The 23730-nt window shown below is 53.5% G+C and carries 29 protein-coding genes; 10 read left to right on the top strand and 19 right to left on the bottom strand.

Annotated features, from left to right (window positions below; translation table 11 throughout):
- Positions 1-186: 186 nt before the first annotated feature.
- Entirely contained in the window at positions 187-522 is a 336-nt protein-coding gene (locus B2U47_RS10740; RefSeq protein ID WP_296677014.1) for a hypothetical protein, read from the top strand.
- Positions 434-694 carry a YkgJ family cysteine cluster protein gene (locus B2U47_RS17275; RefSeq protein ID WP_414717829.1) on the top strand — a complete coding sequence of 87 codons (261 nt, stop codon included), beginning with the start codon at positions 434-436 and terminating at the stop codon, positions 692-694. Before B2U47_RS10740 ends, B2U47_RS17275 begins: the two co-directional genes overlap by 89 nt.
- A gap of 13 nt (positions 695-707) precedes the next feature.
- On the opposite strand, the gene B2U47_RS10735 is transcribed toward B2U47_RS17275, so the two are convergent.
- The 5 genes from B2U47_RS10735 to B2U47_RS10715 form a co-directional block, all read right to left on the bottom strand.
- Positions 708-1043 carry a XisI protein gene (locus B2U47_RS10735; protein ID WP_296677012.1) on the bottom strand — a complete coding sequence of 112 codons (336 nt, stop codon included), beginning with the start codon at positions 1041-1043 and terminating at the stop codon, positions 708-710.
- The gene (locus B2U47_RS10730) at positions 1031-1447 is read right to left on the bottom strand and encodes an element excision factor XisH family protein (RefSeq protein WP_296677010.1); all 417 of its coding nucleotides are present in this window, start codon (positions 1445-1447) and stop codon (positions 1031-1033) included. The genes B2U47_RS10735 and B2U47_RS10730 overlap by 13 nt, the downstream gene beginning before the upstream one ends.
- A 70-nt stretch (positions 1448-1517) precedes the next feature.
- Complete coding sequence (locus tag B2U47_RS10725) at positions 1518-2072, bottom strand: Uma2 family endonuclease (RefSeq protein ID WP_296677007.1); 555 nt, start codon at positions 2070-2072, stop codon at positions 1518-1520.
- Positions 2073-2165: 93 nt separating this feature from the next.
- Entirely contained in the window at positions 2166-3293 is a 1128-nt protein-coding gene (locus B2U47_RS10720; protein ID WP_296677005.1) for a S1C family serine protease, read from the bottom strand.
- A gap of 1 nt (position 3294) precedes the next feature.
- Positions 3295-4242, bottom strand: a complete 948-nt coding sequence (locus B2U47_RS10715; protein WP_296677003.1) for an esterase-like activity of phytase family protein — start codon at positions 4240-4242, stop codon at positions 3295-3297.
- A gap of 109 nt (positions 4243-4351) precedes the next feature.
- On the opposite strand from B2U47_RS10715, the gene B2U47_RS10710 reads away from it, so the two are divergent.
- Complete coding sequence (locus tag B2U47_RS10710) at positions 4352-4849, top strand: hypothetical protein (protein WP_296677000.1); 498 nt, start codon at positions 4352-4354, stop codon at positions 4847-4849.
- Between the two features lie 6 nt (positions 4850-4855).
- On the opposite strand, the gene B2U47_RS10705 is transcribed toward B2U47_RS10710, so the two are convergent.
- A complete protein-coding gene (locus tag B2U47_RS10705; protein ID WP_296676998.1) occupies positions 4856-5683 on the bottom strand; it encodes a TerC family protein in 828 nt (275 codons plus the stop codon).
- A 132-nt stretch (positions 5684-5815) separates the two neighbouring features.
- Between B2U47_RS10705 and B2U47_RS10700 the strand changes: the two genes are divergently transcribed.
- Together B2U47_RS10700 and B2U47_RS10695 are read left to right on the top strand one after the other, a co-directional pair.
- Positions 5816-6556 (top strand): sialate O-acetylesterase, encoded by a 741-nt coding sequence (locus B2U47_RS10700; RefSeq protein WP_296676995.1) that lies wholly within the window; start codon positions 5816-5818, stop codon positions 6554-6556.
- Between the two features lie 155 nt (positions 6557-6711).
- Positions 6712-6975 carry a GlsB/YeaQ/YmgE family stress response membrane protein gene (locus tag B2U47_RS10695; protein WP_296676993.1) on the top strand — a complete coding sequence of 88 codons (264 nt, stop codon included), beginning with the start codon at positions 6712-6714 and terminating at the stop codon, positions 6973-6975.
- Positions 6976-7034: 59 nt separating this feature from the next.
- Here the strand turns inward: B2U47_RS10695 and B2U47_RS10690 are convergent, their stop codons facing one another.
- The 6 genes from B2U47_RS10690 to B2U47_RS10665 are packed head-to-tail and all read right to left on the bottom strand — an operon-like array spanning position 7035 to position 11988.
- Complete coding sequence (locus B2U47_RS10690) at positions 7035-8588, bottom strand: polyamine aminopropyltransferase (RefSeq protein ID WP_296676990.1); 1554 nt, start codon at positions 8586-8588, stop codon at positions 7035-7037.
- The gene (locus tag B2U47_RS10685) at positions 8585-8797 is read right to left on the bottom strand and encodes a DUF350 domain-containing protein (RefSeq protein WP_296676988.1); all 213 of its coding nucleotides are present in this window, start codon (positions 8795-8797) and stop codon (positions 8585-8587) included. The genes B2U47_RS10690 and B2U47_RS10685 overlap by 4 nt, the downstream gene beginning before the upstream one ends.
- Positions 8798-8822: 25 nt before the next feature.
- Complete coding sequence (locus tag B2U47_RS10680; RefSeq protein WP_296676985.1) at positions 8823-8990, bottom strand: hypothetical protein; 168 nt, start codon at positions 8988-8990, stop codon at positions 8823-8825.
- Positions 8990-10261, bottom strand: a complete 1272-nt coding sequence (locus B2U47_RS10675; protein ID WP_296676983.1) for a DUF4178 domain-containing protein — start codon at positions 10259-10261, stop codon at positions 8990-8992. The genes B2U47_RS10680 and B2U47_RS10675 overlap by 1 nt, the downstream gene beginning before the upstream one ends.
- On the bottom strand, positions 10258-10875 hold the full coding sequence (locus B2U47_RS10670; RefSeq protein WP_296676981.1) for a DUF4178 domain-containing protein: 618 nt from the start codon (positions 10873-10875) through the stop codon (positions 10258-10260). Before B2U47_RS10670 ends, B2U47_RS10675 begins: the two co-directional genes overlap by 4 nt.
- Before the next feature lie 3 nt (positions 10876-10878).
- On the bottom strand, positions 10879-11988 hold the full coding sequence (locus B2U47_RS10665) for a transporter substrate-binding domain-containing protein (protein ID WP_296676979.1): 1110 nt from the start codon (positions 11986-11988) through the stop codon (positions 10879-10881).
- 205 nt (positions 11989-12193) lie between these two features.
- On the opposite strand from B2U47_RS10665, the gene B2U47_RS10660 reads away from it, so the two are divergent.
- Complete coding sequence (locus B2U47_RS10660) at positions 12194-12640, top strand: hypothetical protein (protein WP_296676977.1); 447 nt, start codon at positions 12194-12196, stop codon at positions 12638-12640.
- A 37-nt stretch (positions 12641-12677) separates the two neighbouring features.
- Here B2U47_RS10660 and B2U47_RS10655 read toward each other — a convergent pair whose 3' ends face one another.
- Positions 12678-13715: an ABC transporter permease gene (locus B2U47_RS10655; protein WP_296676976.1), complete on the bottom strand. Its 1038-nt coding sequence runs from the start codon at positions 13713-13715 to the stop codon at positions 12678-12680.
- Complete coding sequence (locus tag B2U47_RS10650; protein ID WP_296676973.1) at positions 13712-14602, bottom strand: ABC transporter ATP-binding protein; 891 nt, start codon at positions 14600-14602, stop codon at positions 13712-13714. The genes B2U47_RS10655 and B2U47_RS10650 overlap by 4 nt, the downstream gene beginning before the upstream one ends.
- A gap of 107 nt (positions 14603-14709) precedes the next feature.
- Between B2U47_RS10650 and B2U47_RS10645 the strand changes: the two genes are divergently transcribed.
- The 3 genes from B2U47_RS10645 (at position 14710) to B2U47_RS10635 (ending at position 18457) form a co-directional block, all read left to right on the top strand.
- Positions 14710-15537, top strand: a complete 828-nt coding sequence (locus B2U47_RS10645; protein WP_296676971.1) for a transglycosylase SLT domain-containing protein — start codon at positions 14710-14712, stop codon at positions 15535-15537.
- A gap of 113 nt (positions 15538-15650) precedes the next feature.
- Positions 15651-16802: an FIST signal transduction protein gene (locus tag B2U47_RS10640; protein WP_296676969.1), complete on the top strand. Its 1152-nt coding sequence runs from the start codon at positions 15651-15653 to the stop codon at positions 16800-16802.
- Positions 16799-18457: a response regulator gene (locus B2U47_RS10635; protein WP_296676965.1), complete on the top strand. Its 1659-nt coding sequence runs from the start codon at positions 16799-16801 to the stop codon at positions 18455-18457. Before B2U47_RS10640 ends, B2U47_RS10635 begins: the two co-directional genes overlap by 4 nt.
- Here B2U47_RS10635 and B2U47_RS10630 read toward each other — a convergent pair.
- From B2U47_RS10630 to B2U47_RS10615, 4 genes are read right to left on the bottom strand one after another with little or no spacing between them, the layout of a single operon-like run.
- The gene (locus B2U47_RS10630) at positions 18423-19232 is read right to left on the bottom strand and encodes a DUF4340 domain-containing protein (RefSeq protein WP_296676962.1); all 810 of its coding nucleotides are present in this window, start codon (positions 19230-19232) and stop codon (positions 18423-18425) included. The two genes, B2U47_RS10635 and B2U47_RS10630, sit on opposite strands and share 35 nt — an antisense overlap.
- Positions 19232-20641 (bottom strand): GldG family protein, encoded by a 1410-nt coding sequence (locus tag B2U47_RS10625; protein ID WP_296676960.1) that lies wholly within the window; start codon positions 20639-20641, stop codon positions 19232-19234. The genes B2U47_RS10630 and B2U47_RS10625 overlap by 1 nt, the downstream gene beginning before the upstream one ends.
- Positions 20642-20647: 6 nt before the next feature.
- Positions 20648-21409, bottom strand: a complete 762-nt coding sequence (locus B2U47_RS10620) for an ABC transporter permease subunit (RefSeq protein WP_296676958.1) — start codon at positions 21407-21409, stop codon at positions 20648-20650.
- On the bottom strand, positions 21406-22161 hold the full coding sequence (locus B2U47_RS10615) for an ABC transporter ATP-binding protein (protein WP_296676955.1): 756 nt from the start codon (positions 22159-22161) through the stop codon (positions 21406-21408). Before B2U47_RS10615 ends, B2U47_RS10620 begins: the two co-directional genes overlap by 4 nt.
- A gap of 287 nt (positions 22162-22448) precedes the next feature.
- Between B2U47_RS10615 and rfaH the strand changes: the two genes are divergently transcribed.
- A complete protein-coding gene (gene rfaH, locus B2U47_RS10610; RefSeq protein ID WP_296688356.1) occupies positions 22449-22946 on the top strand; it encodes a transcription/translation regulatory transformer protein RfaH in 498 nt (165 codons plus the stop codon).
- Here rfaH and B2U47_RS10605 read toward each other — a convergent pair.
- On the bottom strand, positions 22943-23686 hold the full coding sequence (locus B2U47_RS10605; RefSeq protein WP_296676949.1) for a pteridine reductase: 744 nt from the start codon (positions 23684-23686) through the stop codon (positions 22943-22945). The two genes, rfaH and B2U47_RS10605, sit on opposite strands and share 4 nt — an antisense overlap.
- Between the last annotated feature and the right edge of the window lie 44 nt (positions 23687-23730).

Here is a 23730-nt window from a genome sequence, read left to right as displayed (position 1 = left end):
CTGACTTATCGGATGGCTATCAGTTGGGCTGGGTGCCACCAGTTTCAAGGTTCACCCTGCAAGACCACGAAACACACAATGAGCCAAAATCAATTGGTGACATTGCTCAGTATAATAAACACGACAAGGGAACCTCACAAAGAACCCAACAACTATACAAGTGCCTCCGAAAGGCTACACAAATGCGTGGAAGCCGACAATGTTGCATCCGGCGACACCACCTATGACGAAGCCTTAAAAGCCACCGATAGTAAACACGCGAATCGGGTTGCTAACGGGTTTGAAGCCAAAGCTGCCCTCTCCGACATGCACCAATCCGGTATGCAAGCCGGAAAAATGGGAGCAACCTTTAGCGGTGTAGCATCAGGAGTCAGCGGGCTTTATCAACTGTCACAAGGCAAAACCACCAAGGGAGACGTGGCAGCACAAGTGATTGTCGATACCAGCAAAGGCTTTGCAATCAGTTACCTGTTGCCGCAACGTCCACTTAGCCACCGAAACCCAGTTTCTGGATCGTGGTGATGGTTGTTGCCAGCATTACGACGACAGCAACAGGCAGTGTAGTATTTATGCTAACCGCCCCAGTATTTGCCGTGTGGATGAGCAATATGAGATCAATTACCAACCATTCATGACTTGGGAGGCGTTTGTCGAGGTCAATGTGCAAGCCTGCAACAAATTGAGCATCTTGTGATGCGTTTATGCGCTCAAGCAACCGCATAACCTGTATGCACACGTACCGCAGGCGAACGGAAACCCAGCACAATATCTTCCCGTACCACACCGCCAGCCATCAACTCTTGGGCAATATCGCCTTCTGTACCATTGTGTTGTAGCCAGACTTTGCCATTGATCAAATCTAGGTGAATGACTGAACCGTAGATGCGTTGCCCATTTATCCAGCCAACGTGCATGAGTTGGTAGTGATCATGTGCTTCATCAAACAGCAATTGGGTATCCACCTCTTTATCCGCAGCGGAAAGATCAGCATATTCTTTAAGCAGACTTTTGATGGCTTGACGGTACAGCATTAACTTATCCATTGCGTGATAACCTCTTGATCAGGCTTGAATACAATCAGCTTAACCTCATACTGATGCAATACATCTTGAATGAAGGGTTGGATGAAAAATGAGTCGTAAGTATCGGCAGGTACAGCAAGATACAGAACGCGGTCAGGTTCTTGCTTACTCAAGGCAAGGCGATAGTTCATGAATTGCCCCAATGCCGCATGGAACTCAGAGATATCAGAAGCTTGTAAAAAGCATTTAATTTCTACCGCAATTTTCTCTTCATTTCTATTGGCTGCCAGCAAACGTTCTGCCCCTAAATCGACATACATGGAGATTGCGCCAGCACGTAACAGGAATGGGTCAGCCGTGACATCCCACCCGCCTTTTTCTAAAGCGTGTTTAACGGTATTATGGTAGATGTCTCTGGTTGGCATAGTCGGGCTGCACTCAATTTGATTCCCTTAAAATATTAGCAAAAGTGGCTCTCGAATGCGATGTGAATGACTACACCAGCACACTACCAACCATCACCTGCTTGCCGTTGCCACACACAAACGCACTCCCCGTCTTCAAACTACGATAACTGGTATATCGCCCATTTTCCGGCTGCTGGAAGACCTCAAGGCAATTTTCTTCCAGGTTTACCAGCCAATATTCCGAAATACCATGATTGGCATAGGTAGTTGCTTTCAGTCGGTCATAGGCTAATGTGCTGTTAGCCACTTCGACGACAAGTGCGGCTGCTTGTGGATGGACGTGGCGGTAGTCAAGGAAGTTACCTGTTACCACTGCGACATCAGGCTCAGGCTCGGAAGCCTCTCCCAGCGCCAATGGCATCTGGATACGCACATGGTAGCCTGTTCCAAACAGGTTGCGAATATAATCCGCCATTACCTGAATGGAGGTTGCGTGGTAACTACCCTGTGGCGCCATGTCAATAATCTCGCCATCAATCAGTTCAAAACGGGCATCAGGATGAAACACACCTGCGTCAACCATGCGCTCGTACTCGCTACGTGTCCAACTGTGTGGTTTTGCTAGCGATGCAACAAACGACATACTGCCTCCTTTTATAGCCGGGCATAACCTCTCACCAACATATCATACCCATGAGTTCACAGACACCATGCCAGGTAAAAAATCAGAATCCCACTACCGCGTCATGCTCAGGACAACCTCCACCTCAAGCGTGTCCTTGCCATCACGCAGCAGCTTGAGACGCACCTTGCTATTAGGTGCATAATCATCCAGCACGGAAGTCAGTTCATCGACCGTCAGGGTCGGTTTGCCGTCGATGGACTGAATGATGTCGCCCAGCAAAACATCGTCATTACTGGTCAGGCTAGTTCCCCGAATACCGGTCTGTGCTGCTGGGGAACCCTCTGCCACCCGCAGTACCAGCACACCCTCCGTATCCAGACGCTGGGTAATACGGCGACTGACGGAATCATCCGCTTCAATCCCCAGCACCGGGCGGGTATAGCGCCCGTCTTTCACCAGACGCGGTACAACCCGGTTGACCACATCCACCGGAATGGCAAAGCCGATACCGGCGGAAGCCCCCGAGGGGCTGTAAATTGCCACGTTAACCCCGATGACACGCCCGGCACTATCCAGCAGCGGGCCACCCGAGTTGCCCGGATTGATGGCAGCATCTGTCTGGATCAAGCCTTTCATGTCGCCGCCTTCCTCTTCATCACCAATGCTGCGCCCCAGTGCCGAAATGATGCCCGAGGTCAGGGTATGATCCAGCCCGAAGGGATTACCGATGGCAAACACTTTTTGCCCGACTTTCAGATCGCCACTCGTACCAATTTGCACGGGCGGCGGCACATCGGCTGTTTTTTGCAGGCGCAATACCGCCAGATCGTGCTCAGCACTGGCTCCCACCACGACTGCATCAAACACTCGCTGGTCAGACAGACGCACCTTGGCAGTCTTGTGGCCTTCCACCACATGATTGTTGGTAACAATGTGTCCGTTGCCATCCCAAACGAATCCTGTTCCCGTACCACTGGGCACTTCACTCACATTGCGCGTCCAAAAATCCAGCACCCGTTCAACCGTGGTGATATACACCACCGACGCACTGTTTTGTTCGAAAATGTCGATGGTTGCCTGCTCATCGGTTGCCAAATCGCCACGCGCCACTACCGGACGCGGCTCTGCTGTCCGGCTGCCCGACTGAAACCAGGGGCTCCACACCGGCTGCGCCACCCACAGCAGGAATACGCCCAGCAAAGCCCACAAAAACAGGTTGAAAGATCGGTTGCTACTCATGTCAGTTTCCTGCCGGATCAAGGGTAAACAGGGTCAGGTTGGTACGCAGCCAGTCGCTGTCACCATCATCGCTGACCATCAGGTATTGGTTGCCCTGAATATGGGTAAGCCCTTCAAAATTATCAACTACCAGACGACTGGAAAGCACCTGCAAATCCTGCGCGGTACAAGCCCCATCCCGTGAACACTGCCCAAAATCCAAGTAGCGCAAACTGATCACCAACGGATTTAAAAACCCAGACCAGGCACGCTCCAGCACCAGCAAATTACCATCGGGCAACACTTCCAGCGCACTGATGCCACTGTTTTCTGCCGGGTAAGCCATGAAAGACCACTTCTGTCCCCTAGTGGAATAGACGGAATGCAGGTCAGGCGGCTCACCTTTCAAAGGCTGTTCCGGGGCACTGAGAAAACCATAGCGGGGATGGAAAGTAACCGATTCCAGTGCATCATTGCCATGCTGGAATCGCGCACGAGTCCGCAGGGGTTCAGGCGGGTCGATGTTGCTGATGGCTTGCCCTTGCGGGGTGAAACGCACCAGGCGCGGCTCGCCTTCCAGTGCAACCACCAGCACGCTATCCCCGCGCTTGCGGTTGTTTGCATTGAGAACGGTCAAACCTTCCGCATCAGCACGCCCCCGCTTCAATGGCACGCCCTTGCTATCCAGCAACTGGGCGGCAAATACAGGCTCTGCCGATTCCAGGGTATTACCGGATAATTGCAAACGCAGATGGAATACCCGCCCCTTGTCGGAAAGGGCATACAACACCTGTTCATCAGCATCCCAAGCTAGTGCTGATAATTCGGTCAACTTGATCCCATTAACCTCGGCAGGCGAAATCGTCAGGCTGCTATGGATAGTCAGGTCAGGAGGAACTGCCAACGCCACGCCCACACAGAGCATTCCAATGAGCGCTGCCCCAAACCTTGGTAAAAGTTTTTTCATCATGCATCCATTCAATAGAGTTCGCGCAAGTCTAATACTGTAAAACCAATTCATCCATGCGCAAGCCTGCTTAATTTACACTCTAACTTGGGCATTATCATGAGAAACACACATGTTGTTACGCTTGCTGCAACGCTTGTTCGGCATTCAGGAGGCTTCGCCGTATGACCCGGAAGCACCACTGGTCAGGGAAGCACAATCCGCTCACAGTTACATGAATCTTGAATTATTGGATACGCAAGGCCAGCAGCATCAGGCGCTGCTGGGTTATTGTGAAGGCCGTATCAACCAGATCATGATCAGCCTGCCGGAACGAGATCAGTCATTTGATGCCAACGGCACGGATCTGGTGGAAGCCTTTTTCGCGGTGCGCGGGCAACTGGATCAAGCAGGGCTGATCCCTTTGCTGACTGGTGCACGGCGGGATTGCTACCCCGCTGCCGATGCACGCAACCGTGATTTCGGCAACCATTTCTACGTATTGCGGGCTGGCTTGCCACCTGACCCGGAACACATGCTGCCCATGTTCGCACCAGCCCTGCCTGAGCAGGTTGCCAGCTTGCGCCAGCAACAAGCTGCATTCGCCCAGTGGAAACAATCACTGGGCTAACAGCGATTAACGTCCTGCCGATTCCTTTTCAACGTCATCATAAATCTGGTGCAAATGCACGGTTTCACCCTTGCGTTTACGCAGACGCATGTTGAGCATTTCCACCCCAAACGAGAAAGCCATCGCAAAATACAGATAACCCTTGGGGATTTCTTCGTGCATACCTTCCGCAACCAGTGCCACACCGACCAGTACCAGGAAGGCCAGAGCCAGCATCTTGAACGTCGGGTTGGCTTCCACGAAATCGCCAATCGGTTTGGCAGCAAACATCATGACACCAATCGCAATCACAATGGCAGCCACCATCACCCCTACATGATCCGCCATACCGACCGCCGTGATGACGGAATCCAGCGAGAACACAATGTCGATGATGGCAATCTGGATAATCACCAGTGGCAACAGGTTGGGGACATGTTTGGGGCCGTGCAGTTCCTCACCACCTTCCAGACTGCCATGAATTTCCGTAACCGCCTTGTAGATCAGGAACAGCCCCCCCAACAGCAACACCAAATCCCGCCCGGAAACCGTATGCCCCATTACTTCAAACAGCGGTTCTACCAGCTTTGCCAACCATGCTACTGACAACAACAGTAAAATCCGGGTTCCCATCGCTGCCAGCAAACCGAAGCGGCGGGCAAATGCCTGCTTCTCCTTGGGCAGCTTGCCGACCAGCAAGGTCAGGAAAATGATATTGTCGATGCCTAGGATAATCTCCAGCACCGTCAGGGTAATCAGGGCACTCCAGATGTTAACGTCCCACAACCATTCCATACCGTTAAAGCTCTCATTGGAAAAACTGCGCAAGTCTAATACGCTGCTGGAAAAAGTCACGCAAAACTCATGTATTGCACGATAATAGGCCGTCATAAGGATAAATCACCAGCAAATTCAGGCTATTGCCTGCGACTTTCCTCCGGGTGTGCTAGAGTCGGGCAGTTCTTATCTGGAAAGGATTCCCGATTCATGCGCATGACACACTCTCTGCTGCTCCTGGCCTTGTGCCTGCAACCCACCAGCCTGTGGGCCAAAGACCGCCTGATCATTCTGGCAGGCCAGTCCAACATGATGGGACGCGGCAAAACCCATGACTTGCCACATGCTTACAAAACAACGCCGACCAATGTGCATTACTTTTATCAGGGGCGCGAACGCAAACTGGCGCAATTCGCGTATTTCGGCCCGGAAGTCAGCTTTGCCCACACCCTCGCCCAGGCTTTCCCGCAAGACCGCATCATTCTGGTCAAACAAGCTGCTTCCGGCAGTATGATCCGCCAATGGCAACCCGGTCAGGCCTTATACAAAGGCTTGCTGCGGCAAATCGGTTTCGCCACCGAAGGGCAAACCAGCCCGCAGGTTGACGCGATTGTGTGGATGCAGGGCGAAAGTGATGCCCAAAGCAGCCTGCCCATTGCCAAACAATATGGCAACCAACTCAAACAGATGATTGAAAATCTGCGCAACGATCTGGACTCCCCTCACAGCCTGTTCCTGTTCGGGCAAACCAACCTGCAACACCCGGCTTTTCAAGCATCCATTGAAGCCGTCCGCCAGCAACAGCAAACCCTGCCTAACTCGCTGGTCAATGCCCGCATGGTGTTGACTGACGGTCTGGGCAAACTGGGGGATGGCATTCATCTGGATGCTGCCGGGCAACTGGAACTGGGCAAGCGTTTCGCCCAAGCCTATATCCGGCAAACAAAATAGGCTTTAGTCCAGCCCGGTTATCCGGGTTAACCACACATACATCCGCTCACTGACCCAATAAGTGCAATTGGATGAGCAACCACCCAAGAATTAACTATACTTTTTCTGGCGCTTGCCAAAAACATGGATTTACCACAGTAAAAAGGAGTCAGTTTATGGGTGCTGAAATTACACAAATTCTGATCATGCTGGGCATTGGTGCCGTTGCCGGGTGGCTGGCGGGCATTATCATGCAGGGAGCCGGTTTCGGTCTGATTGGCAACATCATCGTGGGCATTGTCGGCTCTGTCATCGGCACATTCGTCGGCGGGATGCTGTCTTTCAACCTAGGAGTCGGCCCGCTGCTGGGAACCCTGATCTGGGCAGTAATTGGCGCAGTCATCCTGCTATTTATCATTGGTCTGTTTAAACGCGCCTGACCTGATCTTTCCGTTGCACAAACCTCAACGCCGCTCCTGTAGCGGCGTTTTTCATTGCCTCACTGATACCACTGCGCCCAGCCTGCTTCGTAATAACGCAGTAAGGGGTGAGTTGACAACTGGTTGGGTTCAACAGCCACCCTGCCCATATCAGATGGAAACTCAAACAGTTGTGACAAGATTACCGTATTGAGGAAACGGTATTCCAGCCCTGCCAACTGAACTTGCTGCGGGCGCAACGGCTGGCGCGAGGCCATCACAAATCCCCATTCGCCAAAACTGGGTACATGCACATGGTAAGGCAGGGTAAACCAGCGTTCTTGTTTCACCACTTCCCCGCCAGCCTGCTGCATGGTCGCATCAATGCACCAGAATGCCTGCCGTGAATACAACGGCGAGGTTGCCTGCGTCACCATCACCCCGGTTTGAGCCAGATGCTGTTTCACCAGCGTATAAAAAGCCGTGCTGTACAGCCGCGACAGGCTGGTATTGTTGGGGTCAGGCAGGTCAATGAAAATGGCATCGTAAAGCTGCGGGCTGGCTTCCAGAAATTTCCACGCATCCTGATTCACCACCTGCACACGCGGATTGTTGAGAGAATCCTGATTCAGCGGGCGCAACAACGGGTTGGCCTTGAACAATTGCGTCACTGCCGGATCAAGATCAACCAGGGTAATCTGTTTCACTGTCGGGTAACGCAACAATTCCCGTGCTGCCAGACCATCCCCGCCCCCTAGGATCAACACATTGGCAGGGTCACGTACCAGCCCCATCACCGGATGTACCAGCGATTCGTGGTAGCGGTATTCGTCGAAACTGTCGAACTGCAAAGCACCGTTGAGGTAAAAACGGATGCGCTCCCCACGCCGAGTCAGGATCAGACGCTGCTGGAACTGGCTATCCTGGGTGAAAATGATTTCATCCTGATACAAACGGTTTTCCATCGCGGACGTAAACCGTTCCGACCAAGCAAAACCGACCAGCAACATCACCACCGCAACCACCGAGGCAAGCAGCAACGGGCGCAGGCGTGGTATTTCCGCCCGGAACACATACAGCGCCAGCACCCCCACAACGACATTCAGCAAGCCGGTCAGAAAGCCGGTTTGCAACAATCCCAGTTGTGGAACCAACACCAGCGGAAACAGCAAGGCTGCCAGCAATGCACCGATATAATCTGCCGTAAAAACATTAGAGACATTGACCCTGAGCGAAAAATGTTCTTGCAGGATGCGAATAATCAGGGGAATTTCGATGCCCAGCATCGCCCCTTGCAGGAACACCAGCACCAGCAGCAACGGCGTGTAATTGTCGAGAATAGCAAAGGCAAAAAATAGTAATGGTGCAGACAAACCGCCCAACACCCCGATCAGCAGTTGCAGGCGGATAAACTGACGCGGTAATTCCTGTTCAAGGAAACGTGACCACCACGCCCCCACCCCCATCGAGCTCATGAACAAGCCGATGACCAGCGAAAACTGGTAGACCGAATCACCCAGCAAATAGCTGGAAAGCGTACCCGCCAGCAGTTCGTAAATCAGCCCGCAAATGGCAATCACGAACGCCGCCGCCAGCAGCGCCAATTGCTGGTGGAATTTACCAGCTTCCGTCATCGGATTGCCGACGAATAAATCATCCCCAACGCAATGATCACCGCCGCCACCACAATCGCCACCGCCGTGTTGTTTTCATCAACAATCTTCTTTTCCAGTGGGAACGGGCGTATCCATTCCAGCACAAAGATCGTGAAAACAAACAGCCCCATCCCGATCAGGCCGTAAACCAGACTGGAGATGATATGTTCAAGCGTCAAATCTGCCATAAAATTGTCCTTGTGGTAAAAACATTCATTTGCCGGGGCTGTAACCGCCGGAACTGAAACCGCCGCCGTGGCTACCCTGGCGCACACTGCTGGCGTCCTCCAGATAGGTTTCTTCCAGACCCACGTTGTAATAGGTCAGTAGCGCAGCCCCAACGGTCAGTGCAGCAAACAGCAACATCATCCAGCGAGCCATCAGTCGTCATCCTCCGTTACGGCTGCCCAGCGGCGTGATTCATACCAGCCACGTGCCACCGCATGGGCTATGGCTACGACCGCCAGCAGGATGGACAACAGCACGAAATAATACGGGCTGGTGTAACTTTCGCGGATAGCAATAGTCAGCGCCGTTGGCGGCTTGTTCTGCTCAGCCAGATCACCTTCCCCGCCTTCGGATTCCTGCACATGCAGGGTGTATTCACCGGGTTCGGGAACCTTGAAATGGGCATAAGCCGTGTTGCTGCCTTCTTCCCAATACCCTTCGTCGTCATAACCCGAATAAAAACCCATTTCCTTGCCAAAGGAATAGATTTCCGCCTTGTTGTGCTGGACAGTCACATCCAGATACGCCCAGGCATTGTTCAGGCGGGTCTCCATCTGCATTTCCACCAGACGGTGATGGTCATGGATGGTGAAGTTTTTTGTTACCTTGCCATTGACCAGATCAGGCTGGGCAATGTATTCACGGTGGACTTCCTCGCCCCCCATGAACAGCCAGATAAACAGCATGACCACTGCCACCACCAGCACAAACGGGCGAGCCGCACGGCTGACAGCTTCCAGCCGGGGGGAAACAAACGGTTGTGCCGGGTTGATACCCTTTCTGTCCGGCAAAGCCTCAGTGAGCTGAAAAGCCGCCGCCACATCCGCTGGTTGCAAATATTCACACAGATACAATTCGGTTTCCCGAGCAGTACGTTCCACAGACAGCAACCACGGTGGCGCAATAGCTTCTGCCATTTCTGCCGAATCGCCCACTTTCGCCAGCCAGGTCAGCTCGCCTGCCACGTAGGTGATGTCAGCCTGATAGCGTTCGTACATTTTGAAGGTGCGGTTGCCAACATACAGTGGCTTTTTGACAGCCAGTAACCAGATGTCACCGGTAGGCACATCACGGATACGCCGGGCGAACGTGAAATGTCCGTTTTCATACGACAGCCACGCATAACCGTGGGTCGGCGAGAACAACAGCAAGTCGACCCATTCACCTTCAGCAAACCGCCCTACCATGCCGATAATGGTGAAATCCACCCCCTTGAGCTTGCCCTGCATCCCGATGTCCAGCGGGCAGTCCGGTTTTTGCTGCTCCTTGAACTGGGCCAGCACGGCGTATTCCTTGCGGGCATCCAGCACTGCCCCACAATGCTGGCAGTTGAGGGTGAGGATTTTGTGTCCGCCACCATGCAGGGCAAGTGGTGCACCACAAGCGGTACAACGGATACTGCGCAGTTTCGCCGTACTGCTCATGTCGTTACCCGGATTTCAAACGGATCAACCCAGCGTCCTTCGTAAGCCATTGGCTCGCCCTGAAAGGGGTACTCCAGCGTCACCAACGCGCTCTCCGGGCCGGACAAATGCAAATAGCCCATGCGTTCACCGGGCAGGATGTGTTCCGGCAATTCCCCCTGCACACCTTCGCAGGTGCACAGGTCTTTTTCGGTAATCTCCCAGCTTTGCGTGAGGCGTTTGACGGTTTGTCCCACTTGCGCGGTACGGATGTCAGGGAACGGATGTATCCAGTCCGGGCGGGGAATTTCAAACGCAAAATCACCCTCGTCCACGCTGACCCAACAGCCATCAGCCCCATCCAGCACCCACCATTCGTCCCAAAAGCCATCCTGATAGCGATAACGCACATGCCCTACCGGCGTGTAAGTTTTACCCTGATAACTGAAAGGAACCTGCAACTGCAACAGGCTGGGCATCTCCGCCAGCACCGATGCCTTGCCTGCCAAACGTACTGCTGCATCTTCCAGAAACAGGGTACTGCTACAATGCCCGCACACCGCCAGCTTGCTATAACGGAAGTTGAGCGGTAACAGGCTACCGCATTGCGGGCAGTTGTGGGTTGTGTTCAACATGTATCAGTTGGGTATCCACTGTTTGCGCAGGCTTTCATGCACGCTGTCATTCATGCCTTGTGCCTCGCGCAGTTTCATCAGGGCATGGTTGACCGGCTCTACCCACGGGCTGTTGGTAGGAAAAGCAATCCCGTAAATCTGCGGATTGAAACTCGCAGGCAATACGTTAACTTTAGCCGCTTTTTCATTCTTGTTGTGCTGACCCGCCAGATACACCAGACGAGGGCCATCGTGTACCAGTGCATCGACTTGCTTGCTTGCCACTTTTTGCACACCCTCTGCCAGATCCTTGACAGGCACAACCGTAATGCCCAGTTTGGTCAGGTAATCCTTAGGGGCATCCGTTGCCACTGCCGCCACCCGCTTGTCGAGCAGATCACGCACACCCTTGATATTGCTATTCAGGTTTTGCTCGGTCAGGGCAGCGGTAATCACGGAACTCAGGATACCCAGACACAGAAACCCCATCAGGAACCAGAACAAATCCACCACCCGCGCCAACCCACGCCGTGGCGGTGTATCCCAAGTAATGAACATGGTCAGCGCCCACCAGGCTGCTTCACCCATCCCTTGCCGGTACTCTGCCGGGAAACTGGCATCACCGTCACTGGAACGACGATCCACCCACCAGCGCACATGCGCAAAAATGCCTACCAGCACCAGCAGTACCAGCCCCACTTGCCAAGTAAACAATTTGCCAATTTCGCCCAAAGCCACCAGCCACGGGTTGGGGCTGGCATCCGCCGGAACCATGATCTGCAAGCCAAGTTCGTACATGGAGTTGGAAAAATCTACCTTCTCCTCGCGCTCACTAGTCACGGTAATGGCAGAAATGCCAGCATCCACACGGCTTTCCTGTGCTGCCTTGATCAGGTCGGGAACCGTATCAAAATACACCCACTCGGTTTTGACGCCCATTTCCTTGGCAAGCGCATTCCACAAATCAATGCTGAAACCACGCGGTTGCCGCTGTTCTGGTGGCAGGCTGGCATCGTACATGACCCACGGCTCTGATGGCCTGACACCCACCGTGAGCGTCTCTTCTGCTTGCACACTACCTGCTGCCAACACCCATAACAGGCAAAAACCCAACACCCGTTGAACTAAACGCATACCAAATCCTTTTATTGATCCATCGCAAGAAAAGGCATTCTATCAGCAGGTTGTTACCCGTATAAACCCCAAGACATGCCCCTGTATTTTCCTGAATTGCCCCTAAACATGCCGGTCAGTGGGTGTTATCATTCACGGTGACATAAAGCCCTTACAAAAACGGGGCTTTTCGCGCTAGGAAGAGAGAACCACAGGAGACAGCACCATGATTTCATACATGGAATTACACGAGCAAAACCACAAGATTACCGAACTCTCCAACGTACTCAGTTATCTGATCAATGAACGCGCCATGTGTGACACCGCCGTGTCCTGCGAGTTGTTTTTCAGATACCTGAATATGGTACGCGAGCATCTGGAAGTGGAAGAACGCGAACTTTATCAGGAATTGCTGGTACACGAAGACAATGATGTACGCAATACCGGGCGCAAATTCCTGTCCGGTTCCGGCGAGATCAAGCGAATTTTCGACCAGTACCGCAAGCGCTGGTGCAAGGGCAAGGAACTGCGTATCCGTGACCATGAAGCGTTTGTAGCCGATACACGCGAACTGTTTGGTCTGGTTATCCGCCGCATCGACGATGAAACCGTCCATCTTTACCCCACCCTGCTGGAACAAGGCTGTATCCAGATGGAAGCCCGCGCCGCCTGATGCACGCAAGGGCTACCGGCTCAACATCTGGCAGCCCTTATTCCGCCGTCCACTTGAACGTGTAAGCCCCCACCGCCAGAAACACCACCGACATCACCGCCAGCACCAGCAAATGTTCACTGATGTCAGTCAGACCTGCGCCATCCAGCATGATCGCCCGTGCTGCCGCCAGCATGTGGGTCAGGGGAGACAACTGGCTCAGCCACTGCATCACCGAGTTTGTCCCTTCCATCGAAAACCACACCCCGGACAATACCATCATCGGCCAAGTCAACAGGTTGAGCAGCCCGCCTGCCAGTTCCTCACTGCTAACCCGTGCTGCCACCAGCAGGCTCAAGGCAATCAGGCTGAAAGAACCCAGCACCAGTACCACCAGCAAATCCAGATAACTGCCTTCCACGGTAAAGTGCATGAACAGGTTGGTTCCCGTAAAGACAATGATGGTGGCCAGCGTGATCAGCACCAGCCGTGACAACACCTGGGCCAGCAGGAATTCGGTGGCACTCAGCGGGGTGGCATTCAGGCGTTTCAGATAGCCGCTCTTGCGGTAGCGCACAATCACGAACCCCACCCCGAACAGGCAACTGAACATGATGTTCATGCCCAGAATGCCGGGAACCACCCAGTCCACGTAGCGGATTTCTGCACCCTGCACACTCTGCTTGACCAGTGGCGCACCACCGCTACCCTGCAACAGCTTTTCCAGCACGTAACCGTTCTGCGAATCACTGTTGATCCAGTAATGCTGCTGCCCTGCCCGTAAATCAAGCAGCATGTCTACCTGGTGCCGCCCGACCTTGCGGATGGCACTATCCAGCGTTTGTGGTGGGACGCTGTAAAAATCCACATGCAAGGTATGCAGGAATGGGTGCAGGGTTGGGGCTGGTTTCACTTCCGCCGTGGCGTTTTCCGTCACCACCCCGACCTTGAACAACGGTTGCCCATCACCGGAAAAGATGAATGCCAGCCCGAACACCAGCGCCACCGGCAGAATAAAATTCCAACCCAGAGCCGAACGGTCACGCACATACTCCAGACTGCGGGCATAAAAGGCTGCCCAGATGTGTTTGATCATGCGCGTAACTCCTTGCCGGTCAGTTGCAGGAACAGGTCTTCGAGGGTGCGTGGGCGTACCTGTAAACCCGCCAGTGATGCTCCGTGCTGCATCAGTTGCGCCAAGGTGGCGTTCACATCCTGGGTAATGATTTCCACCGTGCCGTTCACCTTGTCCAGATAACGGTGCGGAATGGTTTTAGCACTGTCCGGGAAATCACGTTCCGGCAGTTCAATGATCACATCCTGAAAATGCTCCGCCAGCAATTCGTCGGGGGAGCCGTGGGCAATGATCTTGCCGTGATCCATGATGGCGATTTCATCACACAGGTTATAAGCCTCTTCCATGTAATGAGTGGTCAGCAGCACGGTCTTGTTGCGTGCCTTGATGCTGTTGACCAGTTCCCAGAAATTCAGCCGCGCCTGCGGGTCAAGGCCGGTGGTGGGTTCGTCGAGGAACACCACATCCGGGTCATTCACCAGCGCCAATGCCAGCAACATGCGCTGGCGTTGCCCACCGGACAGCTTGCTGGCATCTCGGTCGAGGTAATCACGCAGGCGGCAAATGTCGATCAGCTCTTCCAGCGGCAAACTCTTGGGATAAAGGCTGCTGAAAAATTTCAGGTTTTCGCGCACGGTCAGGAAATCCTGCAAGGCGGTGGACTGGAACTGGATGCCTGCTTCTTGCCGGAAGCGTTCCCCTTGCGGTTCACCTTTGTAGAGGATCTCGCCGGAAGAAGGCCGGGTGATGCCTTCCATCATCTCAATCGTGGTGGTTTTGCCTGCGCCATTCGGCCCCAGCAAACCGAAACAGATGCCTTGCCGCACGGCAAAATCCACCCCGTCCACGGCTTTGACTTTGGGGTAATGCTTGCGCAAGTTGCGCACTTCGATAATGGGCACACTCATGACCGGCTTACGCTACAGTGTAAAACCTGGATAATGGCAGAAAGGTATCTTAATGCAATATGATCCGCTAAAATAAGCGGCTGTTTAAACAAGAAAAAGACCGCAAAATGTTACCTGTAACAAGCACTATTACCCGTAGCATCCTGTTACTTGCCCTGAACAGTTTACTGACTCCTGCCATCAGCCATGCCAATGAAGCTGCGTGGGTCAAAGTGGCTTACCAAACACCTGCCAAACCTTCACTGGATAACCTTGCACAAAAGCATCATGACTTGTTCCGGTTTTTTCTGGACAACGCCCTGCACGGACGTGGCAAAGAAGATTTCCTGCGCGTATCTGCGGCTGTGCGCAACAATATTACCTGGCGCAACGACAAGGGCATCAATATTTACAACGAGGCATTCCGTCGCTCTTTCGCCTTTGTCAAAAAGCATGACCTGCAAGGGATGCCCGACACCATCATGCTGATTCCCTACATGGAATCCCAATGGCATGGGCACAAGGGGGAAAAAGATGGGGATTACGGTTACTGGCAACTGATACCCGAAGTGATCACGGAAATCCAGACGCTGGACTACGTTACGGATGCCCTCAAAACCACCAACATTGACAAACTGCGAGCAGATGCCGAACTCAGTACCCAAGCCGCGCAGGTACATTTGCACCGCTACCATTTCTACTTTGCCAAGGTTGCGCGTTTCCCGGAAGCAGATGCATGGCTGCTGACATTCACTGCCTTCAACTGGGGTGCAGGCAATGTCAAACGCTTGTTGGCAGACATGCAAAACCAGGGGCAGGAAATCAGTTACGCCAATTTTTACCACAACCTTTACGCCGCCCATTTGCGCAATCCGGCAGACATCTCCTTGAAAGCAGCCGTGGAATACGTGCCCAAATTGTGGAACATTGCACAACTCTTGCACAAATCCAATTGAATCTGTGCTCAAAACCGGCGTAAACCTAACGATTATCGTGCCGTGCTTCTGTCGGCTGCTGGCATTCCTTACAATGCCAGCATAATTGACGACAATAAAAACAGTGAACCACCATGCACGACCACACTTCGTCTTACCTGCTGTTTAGCGACACCAGCGGTTCTGCTGATGCCCTGTTCCGGCATATTGATGCAGCGCTAGCAGGCGGAGCCAAAAGCCTGTTGCTACTGGCTTGTGCTGCCAACGGTTTTACGCCCGCTGCACTCAATGCCAGACTGCGCTCACTACCCGTGCCAGTATTTGGTGGCATCTTCCCCCAACTGATCGCAAACCGGCTCTTGATGACTCGCGGCAGCATTGTATATGGCTTGCCCACAGTCACGACCATCAGACACATACCGGATATTTCTGCGGAAGACAGGGATTTTACCGAAGCAGTGGATGCCTTCGCCGCCGCCATAGCCCCCGGTTCCACCCTGCTTGCCCTGTTCGACAGCGCAGGCAAACGGATGTCTAGCTGTCTGGCAAGTTTGTATGAAGTGCTGGGCGATAACTGCCGTTATCTGGGTGGTGGTGCAGGTTCACCGCTGACAGGGATTACGCCTTGCTTGTTCAGCAATGCTGGTTTGTTACAGGACTGTGTGCAAATTGCTGCGCTGGGCTACACACTCAACATCAGCAGCGGGCATGGCTGGCAAAAATTCGCCGGACCATTTCTGGTGACAGGTGCTTATCACAACGTCATTACTACCCTGGATTACTGCCCGGCATTCGAGGTTTACCGCAAGGTGGTGGAAACGGACAGTGGTATCAGCCACCAGTCCAAGCGTTTCGCCGAACTGGTACATACCTATCCGCTAGGCTTGGAAAAGCTGGACGGTGAACTGAGCGTGCGTTCACCGTTGCTCCAGTCGGGTAACGATCTGGTATGTGTGGGTGAGGTTCCGCTCAACCACATGTTATACATTCTGAAAGGCAGGCAGGCGAACATACTGGCAACGGCACGCGCTTGTGTGCAAGCCGCCACGGCTATGGGTGTTGGCAAACACCCGGCATTGCTATTCGACAGCATCAGTCGCCCGGTATTGTTGGGAGAACAATTTGCCACAGAACTGGCCATCGTCCGTGCGGCACTGCCACCAGACATTCCACTGCTCGGCGTCCTGAGCCACGGGCAAATTGCCAACAACGGCGAAACCTGTCTGGAAATGGACAATAAAACCATTGCGGTGGGTGTTGTCCCCAAGCGGGGGGATGCGGCATGAAAGCCACCAACCAGCTCGTTTCCATCCAGTATGCACTGGCGCTGCTGGTCGGACAGGATCAGGAACTGCACGCCATGTTGCGCAAATTCCTGTATCCCGCCCTGCGCTTACTGAACGGGCGGAGTGCGCATGTGTGGCTGTACGATCATGCACCGTTCACCACCAACAGCTACCAGCCCTGTCACAGTTACCCGCGCCTGCATGGCACGCTTGCCAACAAACTGCCCCTGCTGGATCAGTACATCGCACGTATTGCCAGCGGACAATGGCAAATCAGCAAGCCGGGGGAAATCATCGAAGCAGCGGGTATCCATTACCATTTCCTGCCCATCGGCAGCAGTGGGTTGTTGGTTATCCTGCGGGACAAACCGTTTTCACCCATGTGGCTGCTGGCACTCGGCCCGATCATGAAACGGCTGGATAGCGCCTGCACGGCTTGCCTCAATTACACGGCATTGCAAACCACCCGGCAGGAAGCCCTGCAAGCCCGTGATGCAGCCGAACAGGCCAGCAAGGCCAAAAGCGAATTCCTCGCCATGATCAGCCATGAAATCCGCACCCCCATGAATGGCATCATCGGCATGACGGATTTGACCCTGCACACCGAATTGACCCCCACCCAACGCCAGTACCTGGATGTGGTACAAAGCTCAGCCAATAACCTGCTGGAAATCATCAACCACATTCTGGATTTCTCCCGCATGGAACAGGGCGAACTGGAACTGGAAAACGCCCCGTTTGCGTTACGCCCACTGCTACAGGAATGCATTGAAGTATGCCGCAAACACGCCAGTCACAAACGTCTGGCAGTCACCCACGGCATTGATGGCAGCATTTCCGACTACCTGGAAGGCGATGCCAAACACCTCAAACAGGTATTGAGCGCATTGCTGGATAATGCAGTGAAATTTACCGAAGAAGGTGTCATCAACCTCACGCTCCAGCGCGAACCCGCCGCACCCGCCGGGCAAATACGCCTGCATTTTGCCGTGCGTGATACCGGCATTGGCATTTCAGTCGATAAACAGGCCAGCATTTTCAAAGCGTTCCAGCAAGCCGACAATACCGTCACCCGCCGTTACGGTGGAACCGGCCTCGGACTGACCATTGCCGCACGTCTGGTACACCTGATGGGGGGTGAGCTGCAACTGACCAGCACTCCCGGACAAGGCAGCCTGTTCCATTTCAGCTTGCCGTTCAAACAGGCAGCCGTAACGCCAGCCATACCCGCTGCTATCACGCCCCGCACTCAAATGAACGATAACCTGCAAATCCTGCTGGTGGAAGACAATGTGGTCAACCGCCTGTTGGCAATAAAGGTGCTGGAACAGGCCGGTTATGAAGTCATAATCGCGGAACATGGCAAGGCTGGCATCATTGCCTGGGCAGATCACCAGCCCGACCTAATCCTGATGGATGTACAAATGCCCATCATGGATGGGCTGGAAGCCACCCGCCGCATTCGTCAACATGAACACGGTTCGCGTCATCACACTCCCATCATTGCCCTGACCGCCAATACCCTGGATCGTGATCGTGAAGCCTGTTTCGCTGCCGGAATGGACGAATTCATAGGCAAACCGTTCAAACCGGCAGAATTGTTGGCGATGATCAGTCAGGTTATGGCGATGACTCAGCGGGCGGCAACAAGTTAGCCCGTTGTGGTTCCGGCAAGGTATAGCGCAAACCGGCAGCCTCATTCACCAGTACCAAATCACCTGCTTGCGGCAACACGCTGAAAACCAGACTACTGCCATCATCCAGCGTCAGGGTGATATTGCCCGTTCCTGCCACCTTGCCAGACAGCTTTTCCAACCGGACAGCATCTGCCATCTGCCAGTTTTGCAAAGTTTCCGGCTTACTGGCATGGCCTTGCGGTAATTGCAGGCTTTTCACCTGACGCCCTTCAGGAACCAGCTTGCGGGAAACCAGCTCCAGTGCCTCGCCTGTCAGCAAGCCAAACACGGCTTCCGACACCAGTTTGATCTGGCCTTGATGCAAAACGTAACGCTTGTGGGAAACCGGGTTTTCGGCACCAAACAGCAGGATTTCCTCGTTCAGGGTCAGGCTGGCATTGCCCGGTTCCAACCCATACTGTTTAAGGTCTTTGCCGGTAGCAGCGTAAGAGGCTTCAACCGTTTCATCCAGCAGGGTGAATAGCTGGCTGATGCGGGCAGGGTTGGCGGGCATTGATTCCGGCTCTAGCATTTGCCACTGATCACCGCTGCGTTCCAGACGTACCAGTACAGGCTTGTCACTGCCCGGCTGGGGATTGATAGTGACACGGGTAATGTCAGCCCGCGTCAGTGGCAACAAGGTTGTTGGCAATGTCTTGGGCTGGCTGGTTTGCCACCATGCCACCCCACCCAAGCCCACCACCAGCAGCAACAGGAGCAAGTTCAACAGTAAACGTCTGACCTGAACACTCATCAACGTTTCCTCCTGCGCCACCAGATCAGCAAGCCTGCCATTAACAAACCCAGCGGCAACCCAAACAGGAACAGGCTACCCAACACAAAACCCAGGGTTTCGCCCATTTCCATCTGTGTATCCGGCGCACGGATCAGCGGCACTTGCAGCAGATTGTCATCCTCACTGAGCCAGTTGAAAATGTTGGTAGCAAGTTCCAGATTCGCACCATGCCCGACAAAACTGTTGAGCATGAAATCGCTGTCCCCGACCACGACTACCCGTTGCTGGCGAGGTGGTGCGTCCGGTTTGTCGGTAGCAGCCTCCAAGGTACGGGTCAGGCTTATGCCAATGGATAACGGCCCCTGCAAGTCATTACTGCCTTCGTCAAACGTTACTGCACCTTCCAGCACTCCACTGCTTTCCAGCCAACTGGTCGGCAAGGAATTGAGGAATGCATCCGTTTTCCAGGCAGGCCCACCCTCCTTACTGGCAGCCGCTGGGTCAGGTTCAACCAGAGTGGCAAACGGAAACAGGGTTTGTACACCTGCCAGCTTTTGCACGATGGCTGATTTTCCGTAATCCACTACCGGCACAACTGCCGGGTGGTTGATACCCAACAGCATTTGCAGGGCTTCGTTGGCATCAATAATGGTTCCATCATGGATTTGCAGGCCAAGCTGTTCTTCCAGCCCTTGCAAGCCGTGCAAACCGCCGGGGTCTTGCAACCACAGCAGGTTGCCACCCTGTTCCACGTATTTTTTCAGGATGTCTACTTCACCTGGCAGCAAATCCTGTTGTGGCGCGGCAATGACCACGGCACTGGCATTCTGGGGTAACGACTGGGTACGCACCAGATTATGGGGCTGTACCGTGAAACCATTGCGTTGCAAGGATTCAGCCAGTTTGGACATGCCACTGGATTCTGTAGCCAGCGGATTGCGTTCGCCGTGGCCTTCCAGAAATACCACCAGCCGCTCCCCACCCCGGCTCATGCGCTGGATGGCATTGGCAATGACTTGCTCGCTGGTTTCTTCGACCACTTCGCTGCGTTCACCCAGATGGATAGCGAGCTGCCCGGCGGAATCAATCTTGTCCTGTTTGGCGCGTAGCGGCTCAAGATCGGGATTGACGAATTCCAAGCTAGTATCGGCTTTAACCCGCTGATATTTGCTGACAACTCCTTCCAACTGGTTTTTCAGCCCAGGATTGTCAGGAATGTAGGCAATGAATTTCAATGGCTTGTCCAGGGTTTGCAATAACGCCTGGGTAGGTTGGGACAAACTGTTGCGATTGTTGTACGTCCAGTCGGCTTGCAGTTTAAACTGATGCCCGAAAAAGCCCAGCAAACCAACCACCGCTGCGAATAGCAGATAAAAAATGCCGTTTTGCAAGCCGATCCAGCGATGGGCTGTTTTATTCATTTTCATGCTGTCTCACCCCTGAAGCCGGTCATTATCGAGTTTGCGGATGGTAAGGATCAGGAAACCACCGATAAACAACAGGTAATACAACAAATCGCTGCTGTCGAACATGCCTTCCAGAAATGACAGAAAATGACCGAAATGCGACAGGTACACAAACACCTCACTACCTGTCACCTGTGACTTGCCGGAAATGTACAGCACCACCAGAAACAGCAGCAAACCAAAGGTTGTGACCGCTGCAATCACCGGCTGCCGCGCCAGTGACGACAGGAACAAACCCGCAGCCGCAAACGATGCCAGCAACAACACCAGCCCCAACGCTGCCGATGCCAACATGCCCCAATCCAGTTGCGTCCCCAGTGCCAGTGACAAAGGCATCAAGCTCAACAAACCCACCATCACCAGCACAAACAACAGCAAACCGACATATTTTCCCAGCACAATCTGGGTACTGGATAGCGGCGAGGAAGTCAGCAATGGCAAGGTCTGGTTCATGCGCTCTTCTGCAAACTGGCGCATGGTCATCAACGGCATTACGGCCAGCATGATGATCCCTGCCCACAGGTACAGGGCGGAAACTACCAGATCACTGATGCCCGGTGGGTCTTCCATGGTGGTGGTCAGCGGCTGGATTTGGGTCATGTATTCCTGCAAACCCAGCAGGAATATCCAGGCGAGGATGAATTGCACCACCGCCAGAATGCTCCACGCCAGCGGTGACAAAAACATGCGACGGAATTCGGTGATGGCAATGGCCCACATGGCACTCATGCTACCTCCTCCCCTGCTGGAACATGATCTGCTTCACGGAATATCAGGTCAAAAAACACCTGTTCCAGCGATTCAACACCTTGCAGACTATCATTGAACACGGTTTTGCCACGATTGAGGATTTGCACCCGGTCACACACGGCTTGAACTTCCGGCAGAATGTGGGTGGAAAGGATAATGCCGTGTTCTTGCCCCAGCTCACGGATCAAACGGCGAATTTCCCGAATCTGGATAGGATCAAGGCCAACCGTTGGCTCATCCAGAATCACCACCGCCGGGTTGTGCAGGATAGCTTGCGCAATCCCGACCCGCTGCCGGAAGCCTTTGGAAAGGTTGCCGATCAGGCGTTTGCCCACCTCTTGCAAGCCACAACGTTCACTGGCACGTTCCACGGCTTCCTTGCGCTGGCTTGCAGCTACATTGCGCAAGCGAGCGCAGTAATACAGGTATTCGTCGACTGTCAGGTCGCGGTAAACTGGTGGCTGTTCTGGCAAGTAGCCAATTTGCTGTTTGGCTTTGTGCGGTTCATCCAGCAAATCAATACCATTGATTTGAATCTCTCCCACAGAGGGGGCAAGATTACCGGTGAGCATCTGCATGGTGGTGGATTTGCCTGCACCATTTGGCCCCAACAAACCCAAAACCTCACCTTTATGTAAATGCACGTCAATGCGGTCAACCGCACAATGATTGCTGTAGTAGCGCGACAGCCCTGTTGCCGCGACCAGCACATTCTGATTATCCATCATCATTATCGAGCCTGTTACTTATTCGGTAATTTATGAAATTTATTTTCAAAAATATGATTTTATGGAAAATGACTTTTGCAACGCGAGTATACGACTACATGTCTAAAATAGGAACGATCAAGCGATTTTCAATATTGACTAGCTTTCTTTATAGCTCTAGGCTATTGAGGAAGGAGTCGAACAGGGTCAAGGGATGAGAAAACGGTCAATTGGCGGATCGTTACTCAATGGCAATAAAAAAGGTATGTAGAAAATATATGACTGAAATTGTTAACCAAAGACACTGGTACTTGCTTACTAGTAAGCCCCATAAAGATGAGCTGGCGCAAGAAAACCTAGTAAAACAGGAGTATGAAGTCTACCGCCCGCTTGCCAAACGGCTGCGGAAACAGCGTGGCAAAATGGTGCAGGTGGTGGAATCCCTGTTCCCACGTTACATGTTTATTCATTTGGATGACGGGCTGGAAGACAACTGGGCACCCATCCGCTCCACGCTTGGCGTCAGTGGCATCGTGCGCTTTGGCATAACCAACTTGCCCACCCCTGTTCCCGACAAGCTGATTACGGACTTGAAAGCAGAGGAAGATGGACTGAGCGAACGCGCCATCGACCTTGACCGTTTCCACACGGGTGAAAAAGTCATCATAACAGAGGGCGCATTTCGCGGGTTGGAGGCTGTGTTTCAGCATTATGACGGTGAAAATCGTGCCATAGTCCTGCTAAAAATCCTGCAAACCCAACGCCCCAGCAAACTGGGCATTTCCCCCGCCCAGCTCTTGGCAGCCTAATGGTTTAGCAAGCGCCCCCCATCCACCGGAATCACCTGTCCGGTAATATAATCGGCATCCCGCGCCAGAAACAGCACGGCCTTGGCAATATCCGCTGGGTTGCCTTCGCGGTGCAGGGCGGTTTTGGCGAGGATGTCGGCGTGCATGGCGTGGTTTTCACTCATTTCTGGCCACAGGATCGCACCGGGAGCAACGCCGTTCACCCGCACCTGCGGCCCCAGTTCGCGGGCCAGCGATTGGGTGAGCATCAGCAAACCAGCTTTCGCCACGCAATATGCCGTATAGTTTTTTAACGGGCGGAAGCCGTGGATGTCGACGATATTGATGATACAGCCATGGCTGCTGCGCAAATGTGTTGCGGCGGCTTGCGCCATGAACAACGGGGCTTTGAGGTTAGTACCAATCAGGTCATCGAATTGCTGTTCGCTCAGGGTGTCCAGCGGGGTGGGATAGAAGGAGGAGGCATTATTAACCAATATATCCAGCCGCCCGGTTTGCGCCAGTGTTTGCTGGATGATGCCGGGAATGCTTGCCACATCCAGCAAGTCACCACGCACCAAAAAACAGGAATCTGCCCTGATGGTATTCAGTTCTGTCTGGAGCGCCTCTGCATCCTGTGAGGAATTGCGGTAGTGGATTACTACGGTTGCCCCGGCTGCGTGCAGGATGCGGGCAGTTTCTGCACCAATGCGTCGGGCAGCGCCTGTGAGCAGTGCTACCTTACCTTCCAATGTCGCCATTTCATACCTTCTGTTAAGCTTTGTGTTTTTGCCGATGATACCCC

Source organism: Thiothrix sp. UBA5583 (genome assembly GCA_002425225.1).
In the GTDB taxonomy this organism is placed as follows: domain Bacteria; phylum Pseudomonadota; class Gammaproteobacteria; order Thiotrichales; family Thiotrichaceae; genus Thiothrix; species Thiothrix moscowensis.
Note: the sequence above shows the minus strand (reverse complement) of the source record. Positions and strands in the feature narration are given on the sequence as shown.

Bases quoted from the DNA above. Each gene is read 5' to 3' on its own strand.
- B2U47_RS10735 (WP_296677012.1), bottom strand. From the start codon at position 1,043: ATGGATAAGTTAATGCTGTACCGTCAAGCCATCAAAAGTCTGCTTAAA.
- B2U47_RS10730 (WP_296677010.1), bottom strand. From the start codon at position 1,447: ATGCCAACCAGAGACATCTACCATAATACCGTTAAACACGCTTTAGAA.
- B2U47_RS10725 (WP_296677007.1), bottom strand. From the start codon at position 2,072: ATGTCGTTTGTTGCATCGCTAGCAAAACCACACAGTTGGACACGTAGC.
- B2U47_RS10720 (WP_296677005.1), bottom strand. From the start codon at position 3,293: ATGAGTAGCAACCGATCTTTCAACCTGTTTTTGTGGGCTTTGCTGGGC.
- B2U47_RS10715 (WP_296677003.1), bottom strand. From the start codon at position 4,242: ATGATGAAAAAACTTTTACCAAGGTTTGGGGCAGCGCTCATTGGAATG.
- B2U47_RS10710 (WP_296677000.1), top strand. From the start codon at position 4,352: ATGTTGTTACGCTTGCTGCAACGCTTGTTCGGCATTCAGGAGGCTTCG.
- B2U47_RS10700 (WP_296676995.1), top strand. From the start codon at position 5,816: ATGCGCATGACACACTCTCTGCTGCTCCTGGCCTTGTGCCTGCAACCC.
- B2U47_RS10695 (WP_296676993.1), top strand. From the start codon at position 6,712: ATGGGTGCTGAAATTACACAAATTCTGATCATGCTGGGCATTGGTGCC.
- B2U47_RS10690 (WP_296676990.1), bottom strand. From the start codon at position 8,588: ATGACGGAAGCTGGTAAATTCCACCAGCAATTGGCGCTGCTGGCGGCG.
- B2U47_RS10685 (WP_296676988.1), bottom strand. From the start codon at position 8,797: ATGGCAGATTTGACGCTTGAACATATCATCTCCAGTCTGGTTTACGGC.
- B2U47_RS10680 (WP_296676985.1), bottom strand. From the start codon at position 8,990: ATGGCTCGCTGGATGATGTTGCTGTTTGCTGCACTGACCGTTGGGGCT.
- B2U47_RS10675 (WP_296676983.1), bottom strand. From the start codon at position 10,261: ATGAGCAGTACGGCGAAACTGCGCAGTATCCGTTGTACCGCTTGTGGT.
- B2U47_RS10670 (WP_296676981.1), bottom strand. From the start codon at position 10,875: ATGTTGAACACAACCCACAACTGCCCGCAATGCGGTAGCCTGTTACCG.
- B2U47_RS10665 (WP_296676979.1), bottom strand. From the start codon at position 11,988: ATGCGTTTAGTTCAACGGGTGTTGGGTTTTTGCCTGTTATGGGTGTTG.
- B2U47_RS10660 (WP_296676977.1), top strand. From the start codon at position 12,194: ATGATTTCATACATGGAATTACACGAGCAAAACCACAAGATTACCGAA.
- B2U47_RS10655 (WP_296676976.1), bottom strand. From the start codon at position 13,715: ATGATCAAACACATCTGGGCAGCCTTTTATGCCCGCAGTCTGGAGTAT.
- B2U47_RS10650 (WP_296676973.1), bottom strand. From the start codon at position 14,602: ATGAGTGTGCCCATTATCGAAGTGCGCAACTTGCGCAAGCATTACCCC.
- B2U47_RS10645 (WP_296676971.1), top strand. From the start codon at position 14,710: ATGTTACCTGTAACAAGCACTATTACCCGTAGCATCCTGTTACTTGCC.
- B2U47_RS10640 (WP_296676969.1), top strand. From the start codon at position 15,651: ATGCACGACCACACTTCGTCTTACCTGCTGTTTAGCGACACCAGCGGT.
- B2U47_RS10635 (WP_296676965.1), top strand. From the start codon at position 16,799: ATGAAAGCCACCAACCAGCTCGTTTCCATCCAGTATGCACTGGCGCTG.
- B2U47_RS10630 (WP_296676962.1), bottom strand. From the start codon at position 19,232: ATGAGTGTTCAGGTCAGACGTTTACTGTTGAACTTGCTCCTGTTGCTG.
- B2U47_RS10625 (WP_296676960.1), bottom strand. From the start codon at position 20,641: ATGAAAATGAATAAAACAGCCCATCGCTGGATCGGCTTGCAAAACGGC.
- B2U47_RS10620 (WP_296676958.1), bottom strand. From the start codon at position 21,409: ATGAGTGCCATGTGGGCCATTGCCATCACCGAATTCCGTCGCATGTTT.
- B2U47_RS10615 (WP_296676955.1), bottom strand. From the start codon at position 22,161: ATGATGATGGATAATCAGAATGTGCTGGTCGCGGCAACAGGGCTGTCG.
- B2U47_RS10605 (WP_296676949.1), bottom strand. From the start codon at position 23,686: ATGGCGACATTGGAAGGTAAGGTAGCACTGCTCACAGGCGCTGCCCGA.